Annotated in this window: 19 protein-coding genes; 14 read left to right on the top strand and 5 right to left on the bottom strand. The window is 65.4% G+C overall.

Translation table 11 applies throughout. The features are described 5' to 3' along the window. The first annotated feature begins 175 nt into the window (after positions 1-175). The 14 genes from P9254_RS28020 (at position 176) to P9254_RS27955 (ending at position 13,715) form a co-directional block, all read left to right on the top strand. Positions 176-802 (top strand): hypothetical protein, encoded by a 627-nt coding sequence (locus P9254_RS28020; RefSeq protein WP_067326057.1) that lies wholly within the window; start codon positions 176-178, stop codon positions 800-802. Then, complete coding sequence (locus tag P9254_RS28015) at positions 799-2,244, top strand: MotB family protein (protein ID WP_278054679.1); 1,446 nt, start codon at positions 799-801, stop codon at positions 2,242-2,244. Before P9254_RS28020 ends, P9254_RS28015 begins: the two co-directional genes overlap by 4 nt. After that, entirely contained in the window at positions 2,241-3,671 is a 1,431-nt protein-coding gene (locus P9254_RS28010; RefSeq protein WP_278054680.1) for a chemotaxis protein MotC, read from the top strand. The genes P9254_RS28015 and P9254_RS28010 overlap by 4 nt, the downstream gene beginning before the upstream one ends. A gap of 113 nt (positions 3,672-3,784) precedes the next feature. Further along, on the top strand, positions 3,785-5,065 hold the full coding sequence (fliK, locus tag P9254_RS28005) for a flagellar hook-length control protein FliK (RefSeq protein ID WP_278054681.1): 1,281 nt from the start codon (positions 3,785-3,787) through the stop codon (positions 5,063-5,065). Next, positions 4,995-5,585 carry a transglycosylase SLT domain-containing protein gene (locus tag P9254_RS28000; RefSeq protein ID WP_278054683.1) on the top strand — a complete coding sequence of 197 codons (591 nt, stop codon included), beginning with the start codon at positions 4,995-4,997 and terminating at the stop codon, positions 5,583-5,585. The genes fliK and P9254_RS28000 overlap by 71 nt, the downstream gene beginning before the upstream one ends. 222 nt (positions 5,586-5,807) lie before the next feature. Continuing rightward, positions 5,808-6,476 (top strand): response regulator transcription factor, encoded by a 669-nt coding sequence (locus tag P9254_RS27995; RefSeq protein ID WP_067002421.1) that lies wholly within the window; start codon positions 5,808-5,810, stop codon positions 6,474-6,476. A 91-nt stretch (positions 6,477-6,567) separates the two neighbouring features. Next, complete coding sequence (locus P9254_RS27990) at positions 6,568-7,824, top strand: flagellar hook protein FlgE (RefSeq protein ID WP_278054685.1); 1,257 nt, start codon at positions 6,568-6,570, stop codon at positions 7,822-7,824. 32 nt (positions 7,825-7,856) lie between these two features. Next, a complete protein-coding gene (gene flgK, locus P9254_RS27985; protein WP_278054687.1) occupies positions 7,857-9,311 on the top strand; it encodes a flagellar hook-associated protein FlgK in 1,455 nt (484 codons plus the stop codon). A gap of 3 nt (positions 9,312-9,314) precedes the next feature. Next, positions 9,315-10,364, top strand: coding sequence for a flagellar hook-associated family protein (locus P9254_RS27980; protein ID WP_278054688.1), 1,050 nt, complete (start codon positions 9,315-9,317; stop codon positions 10,362-10,364). Between the two features lie 30 nt (positions 10,365-10,394). Continuing rightward, positions 10,395-10,742: a flagellar biosynthesis regulator FlaF gene (gene flaF / locus P9254_RS27975; RefSeq protein WP_127246061.1), complete on the top strand. Its 348-nt coding sequence runs from the start codon at positions 10,395-10,397 to the stop codon at positions 10,740-10,742. Next, positions 10,739-11,176, top strand: coding sequence for a flagellar biosynthesis repressor FlbT (gene flbT, locus P9254_RS27970; RefSeq protein WP_278054690.1), 438 nt, complete (start codon positions 10,739-10,741; stop codon positions 11,174-11,176). Before flaF ends, flbT begins: the two co-directional genes overlap by 4 nt. A 2-nt stretch (positions 11,177-11,178) precedes the next feature. Continuing rightward, entirely contained in the window at positions 11,179-11,586 is a 408-nt protein-coding gene (gene flgD, locus P9254_RS27965) for a flagellar hook assembly protein FlgD (protein WP_278054691.1), read from the top strand. A 21-nt stretch (positions 11,587-11,607) separates the two neighbouring features. Beyond that, positions 11,608-11,874 carry a flagellar biosynthesis protein FliQ gene (gene fliQ / locus P9254_RS27960; protein WP_027165133.1) on the top strand — a complete coding sequence of 89 codons (267 nt, stop codon included), beginning with the start codon at positions 11,608-11,610 and terminating at the stop codon, positions 11,872-11,874. Between the two features lie 197 nt (positions 11,875-12,071). Further along, positions 12,072-13,715 (top strand): MFS transporter, encoded by a 1,644-nt coding sequence (locus P9254_RS27955; protein ID WP_278054692.1) that lies wholly within the window; start codon positions 12,072-12,074, stop codon positions 13,713-13,715. Positions 13,716-13,749: 34 nt separating this feature from the next. Here P9254_RS27955 and P9254_RS27950 read toward each other — a convergent pair whose 3' ends face one another. The 5 genes from P9254_RS27950 to P9254_RS27930 all read right to left on the bottom strand — a co-directional run bounded on the left by P9254_RS27950 (position 13,750) and on the right by P9254_RS27930 (position 18,401). Beyond that, entirely contained in the window at positions 13,750-14,106 is a 357-nt protein-coding gene (locus tag P9254_RS27950; RefSeq protein WP_067326033.1) for a cupin domain-containing protein, read from the bottom strand. A gap of 105 nt (positions 14,107-14,211) precedes the next feature. Further along, complete coding sequence (locus tag P9254_RS27945; RefSeq protein WP_095800449.1) at positions 14,212-15,597, bottom strand: NAD(P)/FAD-dependent oxidoreductase; 1,386 nt, start codon at positions 15,595-15,597, stop codon at positions 14,212-14,214. A gap of 31 nt (positions 15,598-15,628) precedes the next feature. After that, positions 15,629-16,738 carry an ABC transporter ATP-binding protein gene (locus P9254_RS27940; protein ID WP_095800450.1) on the bottom strand — a complete coding sequence of 370 codons (1,110 nt, stop codon included), beginning with the start codon at positions 16,736-16,738 and terminating at the stop codon, positions 15,629-15,631. Then, positions 16,735-17,532, bottom strand: coding sequence for an ABC transporter permease (locus tag P9254_RS27935; protein ID WP_095800451.1), 798 nt, complete (start codon positions 17,530-17,532; stop codon positions 16,735-16,737). Before P9254_RS27935 ends, P9254_RS27940 begins: the two co-directional genes overlap by 4 nt. Beyond that, on the bottom strand, positions 17,532-18,401 hold the full coding sequence (locus tag P9254_RS27930) for an ABC transporter permease (protein ID WP_095800452.1): 870 nt from the start codon (positions 18,399-18,401) through the stop codon (positions 17,532-17,534). Before P9254_RS27930 ends, P9254_RS27935 begins: the two co-directional genes overlap by 1 nt. Positions 18,402-18,403 lie beyond the last annotated feature (2 nt).

Raw genomic sequence — 18,403 nt, 5'->3', positions numbered from 1 at the left:
GGGGGGCGGGGGGGGGGGGGGGGCCGGGCGGGGCGCCACTCCGCTCGACGACCTGCGCCAGAAGATCAGGCCTGCGCCGCAGGAACGGCTAGCACGCATGGTCGACCTCAACGAGGAACGCACCGCCCAGATCCTGCGCAAATGGGCGGCCGCCCCGGAAGCCGCGGGTTAAGCCATGGCTTCGGCGGCCCTTTTCGATCTCCTGCCCGATTTCGGTTCGCGCGCCCCGCGCGCCGGCCAGGCACCGTCAGCGCCTGACATCGAGCGCAAGCCAGACATATCGCCACCGCAGGCCGACATCGGCGCGCTGATCGCCGAGGCGGTGGCCGATGCGGAAGCAGCACTCGGGGCGCGGCTCGCGGCCGCCCACGAGGCGGCCCTCGAGGCCGAACGCCAGGCCAATGACGATGCGGCAAAGGCGTTCCTCAAAAGCTTCGGCGGCGATCTGGGGGCGGCGGTCGCGACACGGATCGATGCCATGGAAGCGCGCGTGGCCGAGCTCACCGCCGCCACCGTCGCCCGCATCATCGGCGGCGTGGTCAGCGATGATCTGCAGAAGCGCTCGATCGAAGCTCTTGCCCGTATCCTAAGCGCCGCGATTGCCGACAGTGAGGCGGTGCGTATCGGCGTGCGCGGGCCGCTGTCGCTGTTCGAGCCGCTGAAGGCGTCACTTGGAGATCGCGCGGCCAATCTCGATTTCACCGAGGCCGCCGGCTTCGACCTGACCGTGACCATCGATGAAACCGTCTTCGAGACGCGCATCGCCGAATGGTCGGCTTCCCTGTCGGAGGTCCTATCATGAGCGCCATCGACCACGGCGAGGCCAGGCACGAGATCATCATCGTCAAGCGGAACCACGACGGTCATGACGACGGCCATCATGGCGGCGTCTGGAAGATCGCCTTTGCCGACTTCATGACCGCCATGATGTGCTTCTTTCTCGTCATGTGGCTGATCAACGCCGCCAACGAGCAGACCAAGGCGGCGGTCGCCAGCTATTTCAACCCGGTCGAGCTGATCGATCGCAATTCCAGCCGCAAGGGCCTGGAAGACCTTGGCGACGGCCCGAGCAAGGTTGGCCTCACCGCCGACAATCCGCAGGATGGCGCGAGCAAGGCCGGCGAGGACGGCAAGGGCGGCGCCGGCTCCTCCGACCGCAGGCAGACGAAGGAGGCCTCGCAGAAATCCGATCTCTCTGACGAGCATTTGTTTGCCGATCCCTATGCCGTGCTGTCGGAGATCGCTACCGATACCGGCGTGATGCAGAATGTCAGCGCCAAGGGTGAAGGCGGCGCTCAGAACGCCGGTCCGGCGACCGGCGCTTCCGGCGGCGAATCCTATCGCGATCCTTTCGCGCCGGACTTCTGGTCGCAGCAGGTTGCGACACCCGGCGCCGAGGCCAGCGCCGAACGCAGGAGGATCGAAGGCGATCCGGCCAGGCCCGGCGAGAAGGTCGCCGAGACCGATGTTCCGAAAGTCAAGGCCGTTCCGCCGGCACCGCCGCAGTTGGATGCGCCGCTCGAGCCGCTGGCCACACCGGAAAAACCCGGTGCCAAGGTGGTCGCCGGATCGGACGGCGACACGAAAGTCGGGAAGGCCGAAGGCAAGGCGATCAAGGGCGAGAAAGCCCAAGCTGAAAAGGCAGAAGCCGAAAAGGCGGCGGCCGCTGCGACCGATGCTGCGATGCCGGGAGCCGGAGGGGGCGAAGCGGCGACGGCCGAGCCGGCAAAGGCGGAGCCGGAGGAAGCCTCCGACAAGGGAAAGAAGGTCCCGAGCAGCGCCGCCCTCAAGGGGGCCGCCGAAATCAAGGAGGAACTGGCCAAGGCCTTTGCGCCCGGTGAAAAGCTGGCCGAGGGCGTCTCCGTCGAGGCAACCGACAAGGGCGTCGTCATCTCGATCACCGATCAGCTCGACTTCGGCATGTTCGAGATCGGCTCGGCCGTGCCGCGCCGCGAGATGGTGCTGGCGATGGAGAAGATCGGCCGCATCATCAACGAGAAGAAGGGCACCATCACCATCGGCGGCCATACCGATGCGCGGCCGTTCCGCAGCGGCGCCTACGACAACTGGCGGCTGTCCACCGCCCGCGCCCACTCCGCCTATTACATGCTGGTGCGCGGCGGCGTCGACGAAAGCCGCATCACCGAGGTCGCGGGCTTCGCCGACCGCCAGCCCAAGATCGCGTCCGATCCGCTGGCCGCCGCCAACCGCCGCATCGAGATCCTGATGGCGACCGGCGGATGAGGGTCAGGACCGCCATCGGCCGCGCAGTCGGGCTGCTGCTGCTCGCCGCAGGATCGCCCGCTGCCGCTTTTGCACAGGATGACGGCCTGCAGCCTTACCAGCTGGTGCGCTCGCTGCAGTTGGTCCAGGACCGCATTGCCGGAGGCGATCATGCGGCGCTGCCGATGCAGGCCAAGCTGCTGGAAATGACCGATGCGAGGCTTCGCGCCGCCGATGCCGGCGATTTCAAGGACCCGAAGAATTTCCGCGCTCTGCTCGTCTATGGCATGAGCGGCGGCAATCCCGTCACAGTCGAGGCGGCAGCTTCGCGCGCGGCGACCGACCCGCAAAGCCTCGCCATCGCCAAAGGGGTCGTCGCCTATCTCAACGGCAGGCCGGCCGCGGCAATCGAAATCCTGAAGCCGATCGACCCGATGAGCGTGCCCGCCGACCTCGGCGCCTTCCTGGCGTTGGTCAAGGGCTCGCTGCTTGCGGCCGATGAACCCGCAACGGCGCTGACGCTGCTTGACGAGGCCCGCCTGCTCAGCCCTGGCACATTGGTCGAGGAGGCAGCGCTTCGCCGCTCGGTCGGCCTCGCAGCGACACAAGGCGACGCCGCGCGCTTCGCGCTTGCCTCGACGCAATATGTCGCCGGCTATCTCTATTCCCCCTATGCCAGCCAGTTCGCCGATTCCTTCGTCTCCGGTGTGATTGCGCTGCACATGTCGATCAGCCAACACAAGCTCGCAGACATCACCTCGATGATGGATCCCGAGCGCGAGAAGGTGATTTATCTGCGCATCGCGCGCCGCGCCGCGATCGACGGGCTGAGCGACCTCTCCGCCTTCGCCTCGGCCCGGGCCGAGCAGGGCCGCAACGGCAAAGGCAATCAGGACGACCCCCGCGCCGTGCTCTATTCGAGCCTCTCCACGGTGACATCGGCCACGATCGACGATGTGCGCGCGAGGCTCGGCAAGATCGATCGCGGCAAGCTTTCGGAGAGCGACCGCGCTTTGCTCGATGCGGCACAAGCCGTTGCCGGCGAGGTCGTCGCTCCCGTGCGTGCGGCCGCCATGAATGAGACGGAGGCCGCAGGTCCGGCAAAGAGCGATGCCGCGAAACCCGCTGAAACCGAGGCTGCGAGCCAGGCCGACGCCGAAGGGTTGCCACCGGTGGAGGGCGCGATGGCCGAGCAGCCGGCCCCGGTCAAGCTAGCGGACGCGCCGGCCGCAACGTCCGCGCCGCCGGCTCCGCCGACGACGGCTCAGGCCGCGGCCGAGGCTCAAGCCCCCGCTCCTGCGCAGCCCGAAACGCCATCCGTGCTGCCTGCATCCACGCCGGCGGCCGCAGCAAGCCTCGATCCGCACGATCCCACCGATGCCGCGATGCTCAAAGCGCGCCGCCAGCTCGACCAGATCGACCAGCTACTCGGAGCCGCTCCCAAATGACCAGCGCCCAAATGAACAGCGTGAGCCAGGCCACGCCGGGACTTGCATCCGCCCACGTCCAATCGCGGCAGCATCCTGCCGACGGCAAGGAAAACGGCTCGAATTTTGGCGAGATGGTGCATGGCGCCGAAAAATCGGCGCGGCAAGCAAAGCATCCCGCCGAACCTGTGTCTTCCCATGCGCAGCCGGAGCGGCGCGCCCTCGCCGGTTCGCCCAAGCCACGACCCGATGAGGATGGCCAGAACAAGACTGCCGCGCCGAAGCCAGCGGCCGGAAAGGGCGCGAAGAATGGCGCCGAGGCTGGCCATGCAAAGGCCACGGACGATGCCGATGCGGCGGCGCAATCGTCAGATAGCGCTCCGCTTCAGGACGGTTTGCCCTTGCTGATGGCGCTGGGCGATATCCGCCACTTCGCAACCTCGACAAATGCCGAGCGCGGTGGATCTTCTGTCGAGGGAGAGGCAGGAACCCAGCCCTCGATCGGCCAGGCCGCGTCTTCGCAGCTGGCGATCCGTCAAGGCAAACGCATGTTGGCCGACGCTTCCGAACGCAGCGAGCCATTGCCGCGATCCGGTCGCGCGACGATGGCGACCGAGAAGCCCGGGCCCGATTTCGGACAGAAACCGGCCGGCGCTGGTCAGGGCCCGGACATGTCGATCCGCAAGGACGACATCCTGTCTGGAACGCAAGGAGCCGCAACCGACGCAACGACGCCGCAAGGCTGGCGTCCGGCGGCCGCCCAGAAGACCGCGCAAACGGCGCAAGCCCTCGCATCTAACAATCAAGCTAAGCCATCCTCTGCCGCCGCGCGCATGGATGTGGTCAGCCAGCAGAGCTTCCCCGCGCCGGCCCAAAACGCCTTCGGCCAGACGGTATCGGCGCTGGCTGAGGCGATCGCCTCTGACATCGGGGTTCAGCAGGCCTACTCGAGCGCCCCGATCAGCTCGCACGCGACCAACTCTGTTGCCGTTTCGACACATGTTCTGAAGATCGAGCTCCACCCGGCTGACCTCGGCACGGTCACCGCCAGCCTGCGTCTGTCCGGAGAGCAGCTTTCGATCGAGATGAAGCCGGAAACGCACGAGGCGTACCGCCGTCTGACCGCCGACAGCGACGCCATCGTCAAGTCGCTCCGCAGTCTTGGTTTCGACGTCGATCGCGTCACCATCATGCAACCCTCGATAGCGGTCCATTCGGCCGGTCGCGTCGAAGCGAGCGGCGCGCCGCCGATGTCCACGGGCCGCGAACAGCCTTCGTTCCAGCCCGGGAACTCGGGCGGCAACAGCGCCGGCGGCGATCGGCAACCGGGAAGGAACAACGGCAATGGCGCACAGGAATTCGGCCGCGCTGCTTCGCCTCTTCGCGAGCGCGCTGGCGACGATATCTATATCTAGTCTCGCCGCGGCCGTCGCCAAAGCCGCGCCCAATCCTTGCGAGCCGGAAATCCTGCGCGCCGCCGATCGCTATGGCGTGCCGGCCGGTATCCTTTACGCGGTCGGCCTGACCGAAACGGGAAAGAAGGGCAGCCTTCAGCCCAACGCTTTGAATGTAGAAGGAAAGGCTGTTTTTCCGCGCAGCAGGGGCGAAGCGCTGGCGACGTTCGAGAATGCCCGCCGCGAGGGCAAGACGCTGATCGATCTCGGCTGCATGCAGATCAATCATCGCTATCATGGCGCGCAGTTCCGCAGCGTCGAGGACATGCTAGACCCGCACCAGAACGTCGACTACGCCGCGCGCTTCCTGGCGAGCCTCCACGCCCGCCACATGACTTGGTCGATGGCCGTCGCCCGCTATCATGCCGGCCCCGACAACGACCCGGCGCAGAAGGTCTATGTCTGCCGCGTCATCGCCAACATGGTCGCCACCGGCTTCGGCAAATGGACGCCGAACGCCAGCGCGTTCTGCAACCAATAGTTGCCAAACCTTGTGCCTTTGGTCTGCCGCAATGGGGTTCACAGCGCCGCCGGCATCGCCCTCCATCCAGTACCGCGAATAGACCCTTCACGGCCGGCTTTATTACGGCTCCCAAAAAAACTCCCAAGAAAATAGCTACAAGAAATGACGGTTTTTCAGGATTCACCGCACCGGATACCGCTTTCCGCACGGGGCAAATGAGATGATTCGGAGGGTGGGCCGATGATCGTGATCGTTGATGAGCGCGAGCTCGTAACTGAGGGCTACAGCTCACTTTTCGATCGCGAGGGCGTCGCCACCGCCGGCTTCGCGCCAGGCGAGTTCGGCGAGTGGGTGAACTCTGCCGCCGACACGGATTTAAGATCGGTCAGGGCTTTCCTTATCGGCGACTGCCGCGAGGGCGCCATCTCGCCGCGCCAGATCCGCGACCGCACCGGGGCGCCGGTGATCGCGCTCAGTGAACAGCACTCGCTGGAACACACGCTCAGGCTCTTCGAGAGCGGCGTCGACGACGTCGTCCGCAAGCCCGTGCACATCCGCGAGATCCTCGCCCGCATCACCGCCATCCGCCGCCGCGCCCGCGAAGAGGCCGCCTACACCGAGGTCGGCTCGATGCGCATCTTCATGGATGGGCGCGACCCGGAGATCGACGGCGAGCCGCTGCCGCTGCCGCGTCGCGAGCGGCGCATCCTGGAGTATTTGGCCAGCAATCGCGGCCGGCGCGTGACCAAGACGCAGGTGTTCAACGCCATCTACGGCATCTTCGACGAGGAGGTCGAGGAGAACGTGGTGGAGAGCCACATCTCGAAGCTGCGCAAGAAATTGCGTGAGAAGCTCGGCCACGACCCGATCGATTCCAAGAGGTTCCTCGGCTACCGGCTAGTGTTTTGATGGTCGTCGCCGGCACATCCCGCGCCAGCCTCGCGCAAGACACGAGGCTTAGTTTTGTAGCCTCTCAGAAAGGCACCGAGGAGATGTATCGATGAGCCTCTACGGAATGATGCGCACCGGCGTCTCCGGTATGAACGCCCAGGCCAACCGCTTGTCCACGGTGGCCGACAACATCGCGAATTCCGACACCACCGGCTACAAGCGCTCCTCCGCCGAATTCTCGACGCTGATCATGCCCAGCACCGGCGGCGCCTATAATTCGGGTGGCGTCACGACGACGATCCGCTCGGCCGTCAGCTCGCAGGGTGTTCTGCAATACACCACTTCGGTCTCCGACCTAGCCGTCAACGGCGACGGCTTCTTCGTCGTGCAGGACCCGAGCGGAACGCCCTATCTCACCCGCGCCGGCGCCTTCGTTCCGGACGCTCAAGGACGCCTCGTCAACGCCGCCGGCTACCAGCTGATGGCCTACAGCTACGCCAATGGCGATCCGGCCGCCACCGCCAACGGCTTCGAAGGCCTCGTGCCGGTGCAGATTTCCGATCAGGAGATGACGGCGACGCCGAGCACGGAAGGGACATTCACCGGCAACCTGCCGGCTGGCGCCACCGCTGTCACCGCCGGCAACCTACCCACCGACAACAGCACCTCGTCACAATACACGTCGAAATCGTCGCTGGTCGCCTACGACAATCTCGGCAACAAGGTGTTGCTCGACGTCTATTTCACCAACACCGGCACCGGCACCTGGCAGGTCTCGGTGTTCGATCAGTCGAAGGCCACGGCCGGCACGTCGTTCCCCTATGCGGGCGGCGCGCTGGGTTCGGCCAATCTCACCTTCGACACCACCACCGGCAAGCTCACCGGCGCGACCACCGGCGTGTCCTTCACGGTGCCGAACGGTTCGGCTCTCAACCTCGACCTCTCCAAGCTGACGCAGCTCGGAACCGGCTTCACGGTCTCCGACGCCAACGTCAACGGCAATGCGCCGAGCACGATCGAAAAGATCCAGATCAGTCAGGACGGCGTCATCTACGCCCAATTCGAGGATGGCTCCACCAAGCCGCTCTACAAGATCCCGCTGGCCGACGTTCAGAGCCCCGACAACCTCACCGCGATGCCGGGCAACGTCTATGTGCAGAGCGCGGACTCAGGCGCTGTTCGCATCGGCTTTGCCAATGAAGGAAAGCTTGGCTCGGTTGTCTCGGGCGCGCTCGAAAATTCCAATGTCGATATCGCCGAGGAACTGACCAACATGATTGCGGCGCAGCGCAGCTACACCGCCAACTCGAAGGTCTTCCAGACCGGTTCCGACCTGATGGACGTCCTGGTCAACCTGAAGAGATAACCCCATCGGGCGCCAGCCCGTGAAAGACCCGCATGTCGCTTTCCACCGCATTAAGCATCGCCCAGTCGGCGCTCCTGGCCACATCCAAGCAAACCAGCGTCGTGTCGCGCAATGTGGCCGACGCGTCCAACCCGGACTATGCCCGTCGCGTCGCCGTCGTCACCAGCACGGCGCCCGGCGCGCGATCGGTGGAGATACAGCGCGCCGCCAATGATCTTCTGTTCCGGCAGAACCTTTCCGCGCTGTCGGCATGGAGCGGCCAGAGCGCGCTTTACAGCGGCATGGATCAGCTCGACCTATCGGTTAATGGTGTCGACAATGCGTCGTCTGCGTCGACCGCGATCGGCAATCTGCAGCAGGCGCTGCAGCTCTACGCCACCACGCCGTCGAACCAGAATCTCGGCGCCAGCGTCATCGACGCAGCCAAGCAGGTGGTGAGCTCGCTGAACGACGGCACCACGGCGATCCAGGATTTCCGCACCCAGACGGACGGCCAGATCGCCACCGCCGTCGACGACCTCAACTCGCTGCTCAGCCAGTTCCAGGACGCCAACAAGGCCGTCATCGCCGGCACGCGCTCCGGCACGGATGTGTCGGACGCGCTCGACCAGCGGGACGCGCTTCTCAAGAAGATCGCCGAATATGTCCCGGTCTCGACCTTCACGCGCGGCGACAACGACATGGTCATCACCACCAAGGACGGCACGACGCTGTTCGAGACGGTGCCGCGGTCGGTGACCTTCACGCCCTCGGCCGGCTACACCGCTGGCACGCCCGGCAACACGATCTATATCGACAATGTGCCGCTTTCTGCAGGCACCGGCGACAATACCAGCGCCGACGGCAAGCTTGCCGGCATGCTGAAGCTGCGCGACGGCGTTGCCGCGACCATGCAGAGCCAGCTCGACGAGATCGCGCGCGGCCTGATCACGGCATTTGCCGAGACCGCGCCGTCTCAGCCCAACGCCGCAGGCCTGTTCACCTGGTCCGGCGCGCCGGCTATTCCCGCTGCCGGCACCCTGGTCGACGGCCTCGCCGGCTCGATCAGCGTCAACGCCGCGTTTGACCCGAGCGCCGGCGGCAGCGCGGCGCTGCTGCGCGACGGCGGCGCCAACGGCGCGGCCTATGTTTCCAACACCGGCGGCGGCGCCTCCTATTCTGACCTGCTGATCGCCTACGGCAACAGGCTCGACCAGCCGATGGCCTTCGACACCTCCGCCAGCATCACGGTCAGCTCCGGCGTCTCGGATTACGCGGCCAACACCATCGGCTGGTTCGAAGGCGTGCGCCAGCAGGCGTCGACCAACGCCGACGCGAAGGAAGCGCTGTCCACTCGCACCGCCGAAGCGCTGTCGAACGATACCGGCGTCAATGTCGACCAGGAAATGTCCCTGCTTCTCGACCTCGAGCATACCTATCAGGCGTCGGCGCGCATGATGAAGACCGTCGACGACATGCTGGACGCCTTGTTGGGCGCGGTGGGATAGTCCATGAAAGCGACAGCCGTCTCCTCAGCCGCCATCTCCAACGCCCTGCGCTATCAGCAGATGCGCATGCAGGCCGAGCTCATCAAGGCGACCACCGAATCCCAGACCGGCAAGGTAGCGGATGTCGGCCTGGCGCTCGGCGGGCGCACGACACAGGCCGTCACCTTCCAGCGCGATCTCGACCGGTTGAACGGCATCGTCGATTCGAACTCGCTGGTCGCCGCGCGTCTGACTTCGACACAGGATTCGCTGGGTCAGCTCTCCGATGTCGCGCAGGATCTCCTGACGGCGCTGACCAGCGCCGTATCGGGCGACTCCTCGACCAGCATCACCCAGACCGCCGGCGCCACGGCGCTGCAGCAGATGACGGGCATCCTCAACACCAGCGTCAACGGCGAATACCTGTTTGCCGGGACCAACACCGACGTCAAGCCGATCGACGACTTCAGCGCCGCCGGCTCGCCCGCCAAGGCGGCGTTCGACGCCGCCTTCACCAGCTATTTCGGCTTCACCCAGAACGACCCCGCGGCCGCCAACATCACCGCCGCCCAGATGGACGACTTCATCACCACCGCGGTCGAGCCGCAGTTCCTGGGCTCCGGCTGGCAGGCCAACTGGTCGAACGCCACCGACGACCAGATCACCAGCCGCATTTCATTGAACGAGACCACGCAGACATCGGTCAGCGCCAACGAGCAAGGCATCCGCAAGCTCGCCATGGCAGCCGCCATGGTCGGCACGCTCTTTGCCGGCAACATCAGCGAGGCCGGGCAGAATACGATCGTCAGTCGCGCGCAAAAGCTGGTCGGCGAGGCCATCGGCGGCATCGTTCAGGTGCAGTCCGAAGCCGGCCTCGCCCAGAAGCGCGTGTCCGACGCCAGCGATCGCATGAAGACCCAGGTCGATCTGTTCGAGAAGCACATCATCGACCTCGAAGGCGTCGATCCCTCGGAGGCCGCCACCCGCGTGGCCGACCTGACGCAGCATATCGAAACGTCCTTCGCCTTGACCGCGCGACTGCAGCAACTGAGCCTGTTGAACTATCTCACCTGACACTCTCACCGGAACGCCAGAGCTCCGACGATGTATCAATTCTCCTACGCCGACATCCAGACCGACTCCGTCGCCGACGCCAAGGACCGGGAGCGGCAATTGCTCACCCGATCGATCGACATGTTGTCCACGGCTGCTTCCGTCGGGCCGGAGTCGATGGAGGCGGTCGAGGCGCTGCACTTCACCAACCGCATCTGGACCACCTTCGTCGAGGATCTCGGCTCCAGCGACAATGCGCTGCCCAAGGAACTGCGCGCCAATCTGATCTCGATCGGCCTGTGGCTGCTTCGCGAAACGGAAGACATCCGGCAGGGCCGCACCAACAATTTCGAAGGATTGATCGAGGTCTCCCAGATCATCCGAGACGGCATCCAATGAGCAACACGCTGAAGATCTCGCTGAAGCCGAACGAGAAGATCTACATCAACGGCGCCGTCATCCGGGTCGACCGCAAGGTCACGATCGAGCTGATGAACGACGTTCAGTTCCTGCTCGAAAGCCACGTCATCCAGGCCGAGCAGGCCTCGACGCCGCTCAGGCAGCTCTATTTCATCGTGCAGATCATGCTGATCAACCCGCCGGGCGCCTCCGAGGCCCGCGACATGTTCCGCCGCTCGCTGCCGATGCTGATCGCAAGCTTCGAAAACCAGGAAATCTGCAGCGCGCTGAAGCAGATCGACCGCATGGTCGGCGAGGATCATATCTACGAGGCGCTGAAGGCGATCCGCGCGCTCTATCCGCTCGAGCGCCAAGCGCTTGGCGGCAATGACGACATTCCGGAAGCGCCGCGCGCGTTGGCTGTGGGAGCATAAAGATGGCCGTGGACATGACAACGACGATCCCGGTTGGCGCCACCCAGGCCAGCCAGCAGACCTCGAAGACGGCGGTCGACTACCAGTCGTTCCTGAAGCTTCTGATCGCCGAGATGAAGAACCAGGATCCGACCAAGCCGATGGACTCGACGGAATATGTCGCCCAGCTCGCGACTTTCTCGCAGGTAGAGCAATCGGTGCAGACCAACAGCAAGCTCGACCAGATCATGCAATCCTCGGCGCTGTCGCAGGCGGACGCGCTGATCGGCCGTTTGATCACCGCCGCCGACGGCAAGACAACAGGGACCGTGGCTTCGGTGAAGCTCGCCAGCAGCGGCCTGATCGCGGTGTTGCAGGACGGCACCCAGATCCCTGTCGGCGCAGGCGTATCGATCAAGCCGGCCGCCTAGAGTTTTGTATAGAGTCTGCCCATGAACGAGGCCGATGCCCTCGATATCGTGCAATATGCGGTGTGGACGGTGCTTACCGCCTCCGCGCCGGTGGTGCTCGTGGCTATGGCCGTCGGCATCGGCATCGCGCTCATCCAGGCGCTGACCCAGATTCAGGAAATCACCCTCACTTTCGTGCCCAAGATCGTCGCCATCATGCTGGTGGTGGCGCTGACCGGCCCGTTCATCGGCAGCCAGATCTCGGCCTTCACCAACGTCATCTTCGAACGCATCGAGCACGGCTTCTGACCTGCGGTCGCGGGCATCCCGCCCGCGCGGACCAGCAAAAGTTTGGTCCACACCGGCAAGATGCTTGGCTTAAAGCTTCGCCGACGCATTTTCGCCTTTGCCTTCCTGTTGTTGGACCGGGATGCTTTGGCGAGTCGCCGGCGCGTTAATGGCGTCGGGCGAGCGCAAGACAGCAAGATGAAGGCGGGACAGCGACCATGATCGACGACGAGCCGGAAAGCGAACGCGTCTCGGCGTTGGCGCCGTTCCGGCACGGCATCTTCCGTGCCGTCTGGTCGGCGAGCCTTGTGTCGAATTTCGGCGGCTTGATCCAGGGCGTGGGCGCCGCCTGGATGATGACGACGATCGCCACCTCATCCTACCAGGTGGCGCTGGTCCAGGCCTCGACCACCTTGCCGATCATGCTGTTCGCGCTTGTTGCCGGCGCCATTGCCGATAGCTTCAACCGCCGCAAGGTCATGCTGGTGGCGCAGAGCTTCATGCTGGTGGTCTCGGCACTGCTCACCGTATTCACCTGGTTCGGCTGGATGACGCCGTGGACACTGCTTGCCTTCACCTTCCTGATCGACAGCGGCACGGCGCTGAACAGCCCGTCATGGCAGGCGTCGGTTGGCGACATGGTGCCGCGCGCCAAGGTGCCGGCGGCGATCGCGCTCAACTCGATGGGCTTCAACATCACGCGCAGCGTCGGCCCGGCGATCGGCGGCATCATCGTCGCCGCCGCAGGGGCGGCGGCGGCCTTCGCCGCCAACGCCATCAGCTATATCGGCCTGATCGTCGTGCTTTTCCGCTGGAAGCCGGAAGTGCCCGCGCCGACCCTGCCGCGGGAATCGCTCGGCGCCGCGATGGGAGCCGGCCTGCGCTATGTCGCCATGTCGCCGAACATCGGCAAGGTGCTGGCGAGAGGCTTCGCCTTCGGCTTCAGCGCCGGCGCGGTGCTGGCGCTGCTGCCCCTGGTGGCGCGCGATGTCGTCAAGGGCGACGCGCTGACCTACGGCATCATGCTTGGCGCCTTCGGTATCGGCGCGGTCGGCGGTGCGCTGATCAGCGTGAGGCTCAGACAATTGCTCTCCAGCGAAACGATGGTGCGCGCCGCCTTCGCCGGTTTCGCGCTTTGCGCCTTCAACGCCGCCGTCAGCGACAATGCCTGGCAGACGTCGGCGGGCCTGCTCATCGGCGGTGCCTGCTGGGTGATCGCGCTCTCGCATTTCAACGTCACGGTGCAGATGTCGACGCCGCGCTGGGTGGTCGGGCGCGTGCTGTCGATCTACCAGACAGCAACCTTCGGCGGCATTGCGCTGGGCAGCTGGATCTGGGGCGTCGTCGCCGACGCCCATGGCGCGGAGACTGCATTGATGGTTGCCGCTGTCACCATGCTCGTCGGTGGCGGCATCGGCCTGATCCTGCCGCTGCCGCAGCACACCGCTCTCAACCTCGATCCGCTCAACCGGTTCAAGGAGCCGATGCTGGCGCTCGATTTGAAGCCGCGCAGCGGCCCGATCGCCATCATGATCGAATACGTCATTCGCGAGGAGGACGTGCCGGAATTCCTCGCAACCATGGCCGAGCGTGGCCGCATCCGCCGCCGCGACGGCGCCCGCAACTGGACGCTCGCCCGCGATCTCGAAAATCCGGGCATCTGGATCGAACACTACCACACGCCGACCTGGGTCGAGTATATCCGCCACAACCGGCGTGCCACCCATGCCGACGCCGTTGTCGGCGAGCGCATCCGCGCGCTGCACAGCGGCGAGAACCCGCCGCGTGTGCGCCGCATGATCGAACGCCCGACCACCGCCGGCACGGCCCTTGTCTCGCCCAAGGGGCCGATCGATCACTAACCCGCGTCTTTTGGCCCGGAATATCTAGTTCCGATCAGCCAGCGCTGTGGATCATATAGAGCTTGCGCGTCGTCTCATGAATAAGCCACTCGCCCTTCCAGCCCTTCGGCAGGACGAGCAGATCGCCAGGCCCCAGCTCACGCATCTCGCCGTCGGCGCGGCTCACTTCCACGCGACCGGAGATGATGTGGCAGATCTCGGATGAACCCGAGCGGTCGGCGGTGAAGCGGCCGGGCGTGCATTCCCAGATGCCGATATCGACGGTCCCGTCCGGCGATTGGAAGAACGAGCGCACCGCTTCGACCTGATCGCCTTCGATCGAGGTCGGCTTCGGTGAAAAGGCGCCGATATCGGCCGTGGCGAGGTCGCGGAAGGTCGAAAGGTCGATCAAGATAGGCTCCAGTGTCAAAAGCAATTCCAGGAAAGTGCAATGGTTTTCCGTCCGGAATTGCGCGAAAACAAAGAGTTAGAGCGGTTCGGCGAACGCCGAACCGTCTCAGTGGCCTGTGATGCTGTCGGCCAGGGCGGCCAATTTCGAAGTGTAATTGAGCCCGGCGGCCTCGCGTTGGTCGGCGATGCGGTAGAGCTGGTACATCGAGTGGACGCCGAGCCAGCGGAACGGTTCCGGCTCCCAGGGTCTGACCTTGCGGTTGACCCAGGGCAGTCGCGTAAGATCCGTGTCATTGCCGAGGATCAGATCGGCAAGCGTGCGCCCCGAAAGGTTTGAGCTCGACACGCCCAGCCCGACATAACCGCCGGCCCAGCCGATGCGCGTCCTCGGGTCGAGGCCGACCGTCGTGCACCAGTCGCGCGGCACGCCGAGCACGCCGCACCAGGCGTGGTCGATGCGGCACCCGGCCGTCTGCGGCAACAGCGTCGTCAGGATCGTGTGCAGCTGGTCGATCGTCGCCTGCTGCGTCCGACCGTTGACGTCGGTGCGCGAGCCATAGCGGTAGGGCACGCCGCGTCCGCCCATGGTGATACGGCCCTCGCGCGTGCGCTGGGCATAGCAATAGGCGTGCGCCGCATTGCCGAGGAGCTCATGCCCGTCCCAGCCGATCTCGCGCCAGAGTTCTTGTGGCAGCGGCTCGGTCACGATCTGCGCGCTGTTGAGCGCCAGCCATGTCCGCTCTTCCCCGGGAATGCCGGCCGTGAACCCCTCCGTCGCGCGAATTATCGTTTCCGCCCGCACCGTGCCACGGTCGGTGGCCACCCTGCCCTTGGCGATCGACGTCACGGTCGTCTTTTCGTAGATCGGCACGCCGAGCCGCTCGACCGCTTCCGCCAGCCCGCGCACCAGCTTGGCCGGCTGCACCCGCGCCTGGCCGTGGATGACGAAGCTGCCCATGACATTCGCGATATTGATGCGCGCGCGTGTGGCTGCAGCGTCGAGCAATTCGATGCGCTCGGGGTCGGCGTCCCAGGAGCGGATCGTCTCGCACGCCTCGCGCACACGTTGGAGCTGTGCGGCATTGGTGGCGACCGTCAGATTGTCGGCACGGCGGATGTCGGCGTCGATGCCTTCGGCCGCCGCCACCCGGATCACCTCGTCGACACAGCCCGCCATCGCTGCCTGCATGGCGCTGACAGCTTGCCGGGTCGAGGTCTTGAGGTATTTCTCGCGCGACCAGCCGAAGCCGCCCGAAAGCCAGCCGCCATTGCGCCCCGAGGCACCGAAGCCGGCGAATTCGCGTTCGAGCAAGACTATGCGAAGCGAGGGTTTCGCCTTCTTGAGATAATAGGCGGTCCAGAGCCCGGTGTAGCCGGCGCCGACGATCGCAACATCGGCTTCGATGTCGCCGGGCAAGGGCGGACGCGGGCTTGGGACCGCGCCCAGATCCGCATACCAGAACGAGATGTCGCCGTTGCGCTTGACTTGCATGGGATGGCTTCCAGGAGACCGGAGAGAGGGATCAGGTGAGCGTCGTGTCTGCCGTGCTGTCGTCGGGCAGAAGCTTGGCGTCGGCGCCGTCAAAGCAGAGTTCCACGTTCTCGCCGAGGGCGAAATTCTCGCCCGTCAGCGGCGACCGCACGATCGCGGTCGAGCCGTCGCCGAGCTTCACTTCGTATTTCGATCCCGAGCCAAGATAGATCGCCTCGGCGATCGTTCCCGCCAGGCGGTTCTTGCCGTCGGCTTGCCCCGGCCGGCGAATGGCAAGTTTCTCGGGCCGCAGCAGCATCACCGGGCTGACTTCTCCGGCAAGCCGTCGCGGCGCGGCGACCGTCTCGCCGGCAATGGTCAGCGCAGTGCCGGTGCCGTCACTTCTGGCTTCGCCGCGCAGCACCGTGGAGTCGCCGATGAAGCGGCCGACGAACAGCGTTGCCGGCTCGTCATAGAGCTGCCGTCCGGTGCCCACCTGCTCGATCCGGCCACGGTTGAATACGGCGATGCGATCCGACAGCACCAGCGCCTCCTCCTGGTCGTGCGTGACATAGACGAAGGTGGTGCCGAGCTCGCGATGGATGCGCTTGATCTCGAGCTGCAGCCATTCGCGCAGCTTCTTGTCGAGCGCGCCGAGCGGCTCGTCCATGAGGAGCAGCGGCGGGTCGAAGACGATGGCCCGCGCCAGCGCCACGCGCTGCTGCTGGCCGCCCGACAATTCGCTCGGATAGCGATGCGCGAAGTCGCCCATCTTGACCATGTCGAGCGCCTTGGCCACGCGCCGCTTCCGATCGTCCTGCCCAACGCCGCGCAGCGTCAGCGGATAGGCGACGTTGCGGCCAACCGTCATATGCGGGAACAATGCGTAGTGCTGAAAGACGACGCCGATGTTGCGCTTGTGCGCCGGCACGCCGACGACGCTTTGTCCTCCGACCAGCAGCTTGCCGCTCGACACATCCGTGAAACCGGCGATCACATTGAGCGTCGTCGTCTTGCCGGAGCCGCTCGGCCCAAGCAGCGTCATGAACTCGCCGGGCTCGATCCTGAGCGACACGCCGTCCAGCGCCTTGAACGCGCCATAGGCCTTGGTGACGAATTCGAGGTCGATCGCCGCGCCGCGATTGTCCGGTCTTGGGTTCATAGGCGTCCCTTCCGCTCGCGGCCAAGAAGAAGCATGCCGCCGCCGATCAGGATCGTCGTGGCGCACAAAAGGATCGTACCGACGGCAGCGACGGTCGGGTCGGCGTCGCGCGTGATCGAGGAGAAGATCTGCACCGGCAGCGTCTTCAGATAGGGGTTGGTGATGAACAGCGAGACGATGATCTCGTCGAAGGACGTCGCGAAGGCGAACAGCAGGCCCGACAGGATGCCGGGCAGGATCAGCGGCAGCGTCACCGTCCGGAACGTGGTGAGCGCGCCGGCGCCGAGGCTCGCCGCAGCCGTCTCCAGCCGCCTGTCGAACACTTCGAGATTGGCCGACACGGCGATCAGCACGAAGGGCAGCGCCAGGATGGTGTGGGCGAGCACGAAGCCGGGCAGCGTGCCGACGAGTCGCGCATCGAGATAGACGGCATAGATGCCGATGGCCAGCACCACGCCCGGCACAACCATCGGCGTCAGCATCAGCATCCGCAGCAGATTGGCAGGCCGCGCCTTCATACGGTCGAGGCCGAAGGCGGCCAGCGTGCCGAGCACCGTTGCCAGCACCGCCACGATCGAGGCGACCTTCAGGGAATTGAGGAAGCTGGTCGACCATTCTGGATTCGTGACGAAATTCTCGTACCACTGCCAGGAGAAGCCTTGCGGTGGGAAGGAGAGCGACTTGTTGCCGTTGAACGACATCGGCACGACGACCAGCGTCGGCGCCACCAGCCAGATCGCCACCAGCAGGCAGACAAGGCCAAGAACGACACGGGTGAGCGGCTTCATTTCCATCAGCGCCGCCCCGCTTCCCGGTGCCGCGACCGCATCACCGGCGCTGCAAGCGCCAGCAACAGGAAGGTCGTGACCAGCAGCACCACGCCCATCGCGCCGCCGCGTCCCCATTGCAGCAGGCTGAGCACCTGGGTCTGCACCAGTGTCGACAGCATCGTCGAGCGCGGCCCGCCGAGCAGTGCCGGCGTGATGTAGAAGCCCAGCGCCAGGATGAAGACGATGATCGCGCCGGCATAGACGCCCGGCAGCGACAGCGGCAGGTAGACTGTGAAGAAAGCGCGGGACGGCCGGGCGCCAAGGCTTCGCGCCGCCTGCACCAGCCTGAGGTCGATGCCTTTCATCACCGAATAAAGCGGCAGGATCATGAAGGGCAAAAGCACCTGCGCCATGCCGATCACCACGCCCGTCTGGGTGCGGATCAGCCGGATGCCCGCGAAGCCGGCTGATCTCAGCAACGAGTTGATGACGCCGGAATCCTGCAGCAGGATCACCCAGGAGAGTGTGCGCACCACGCCGCTCACCCAGAAGGGGATGAGTACGCAAAGCACCAGGACGAGCCGCACGCGCGGACCGACCGCGGTCATGAGGTAAGCATAAGGATAAGCGCAAACCACGCAGACCAGAGTGACCCATGCCGAGATGGTGAAGGTGCGCTGGAGCACCGCGAGATTGACGGGCGCGCCGAAGAACCAGGCATAGTTCTGCACGCCCCATTCCGGCTCCGAGAGGCTGCGCAGCACGATGGTGAGCAGCGGATAGCCGATCACCGCGGCGAGCAGGATCATGGCCGGCAGCGTGAGCGCGAACGGTCGCCAGGCCCATCCTGCCCGCTTTTCGGCAGTCTGGATCGTCGGTTCGAGCGCGCTCACGG

Source organism: Mesorhizobium sp. WSM4983, from assembly GCF_029625765.1.
Taxonomy (GTDB): Bacteria; Pseudomonadota; Alphaproteobacteria; order Rhizobiales; family Rhizobiaceae; genus Mesorhizobium.
Note: the sequence above shows the minus strand (reverse complement) of the source record. Positions and strands in the feature narration are given on the sequence as shown.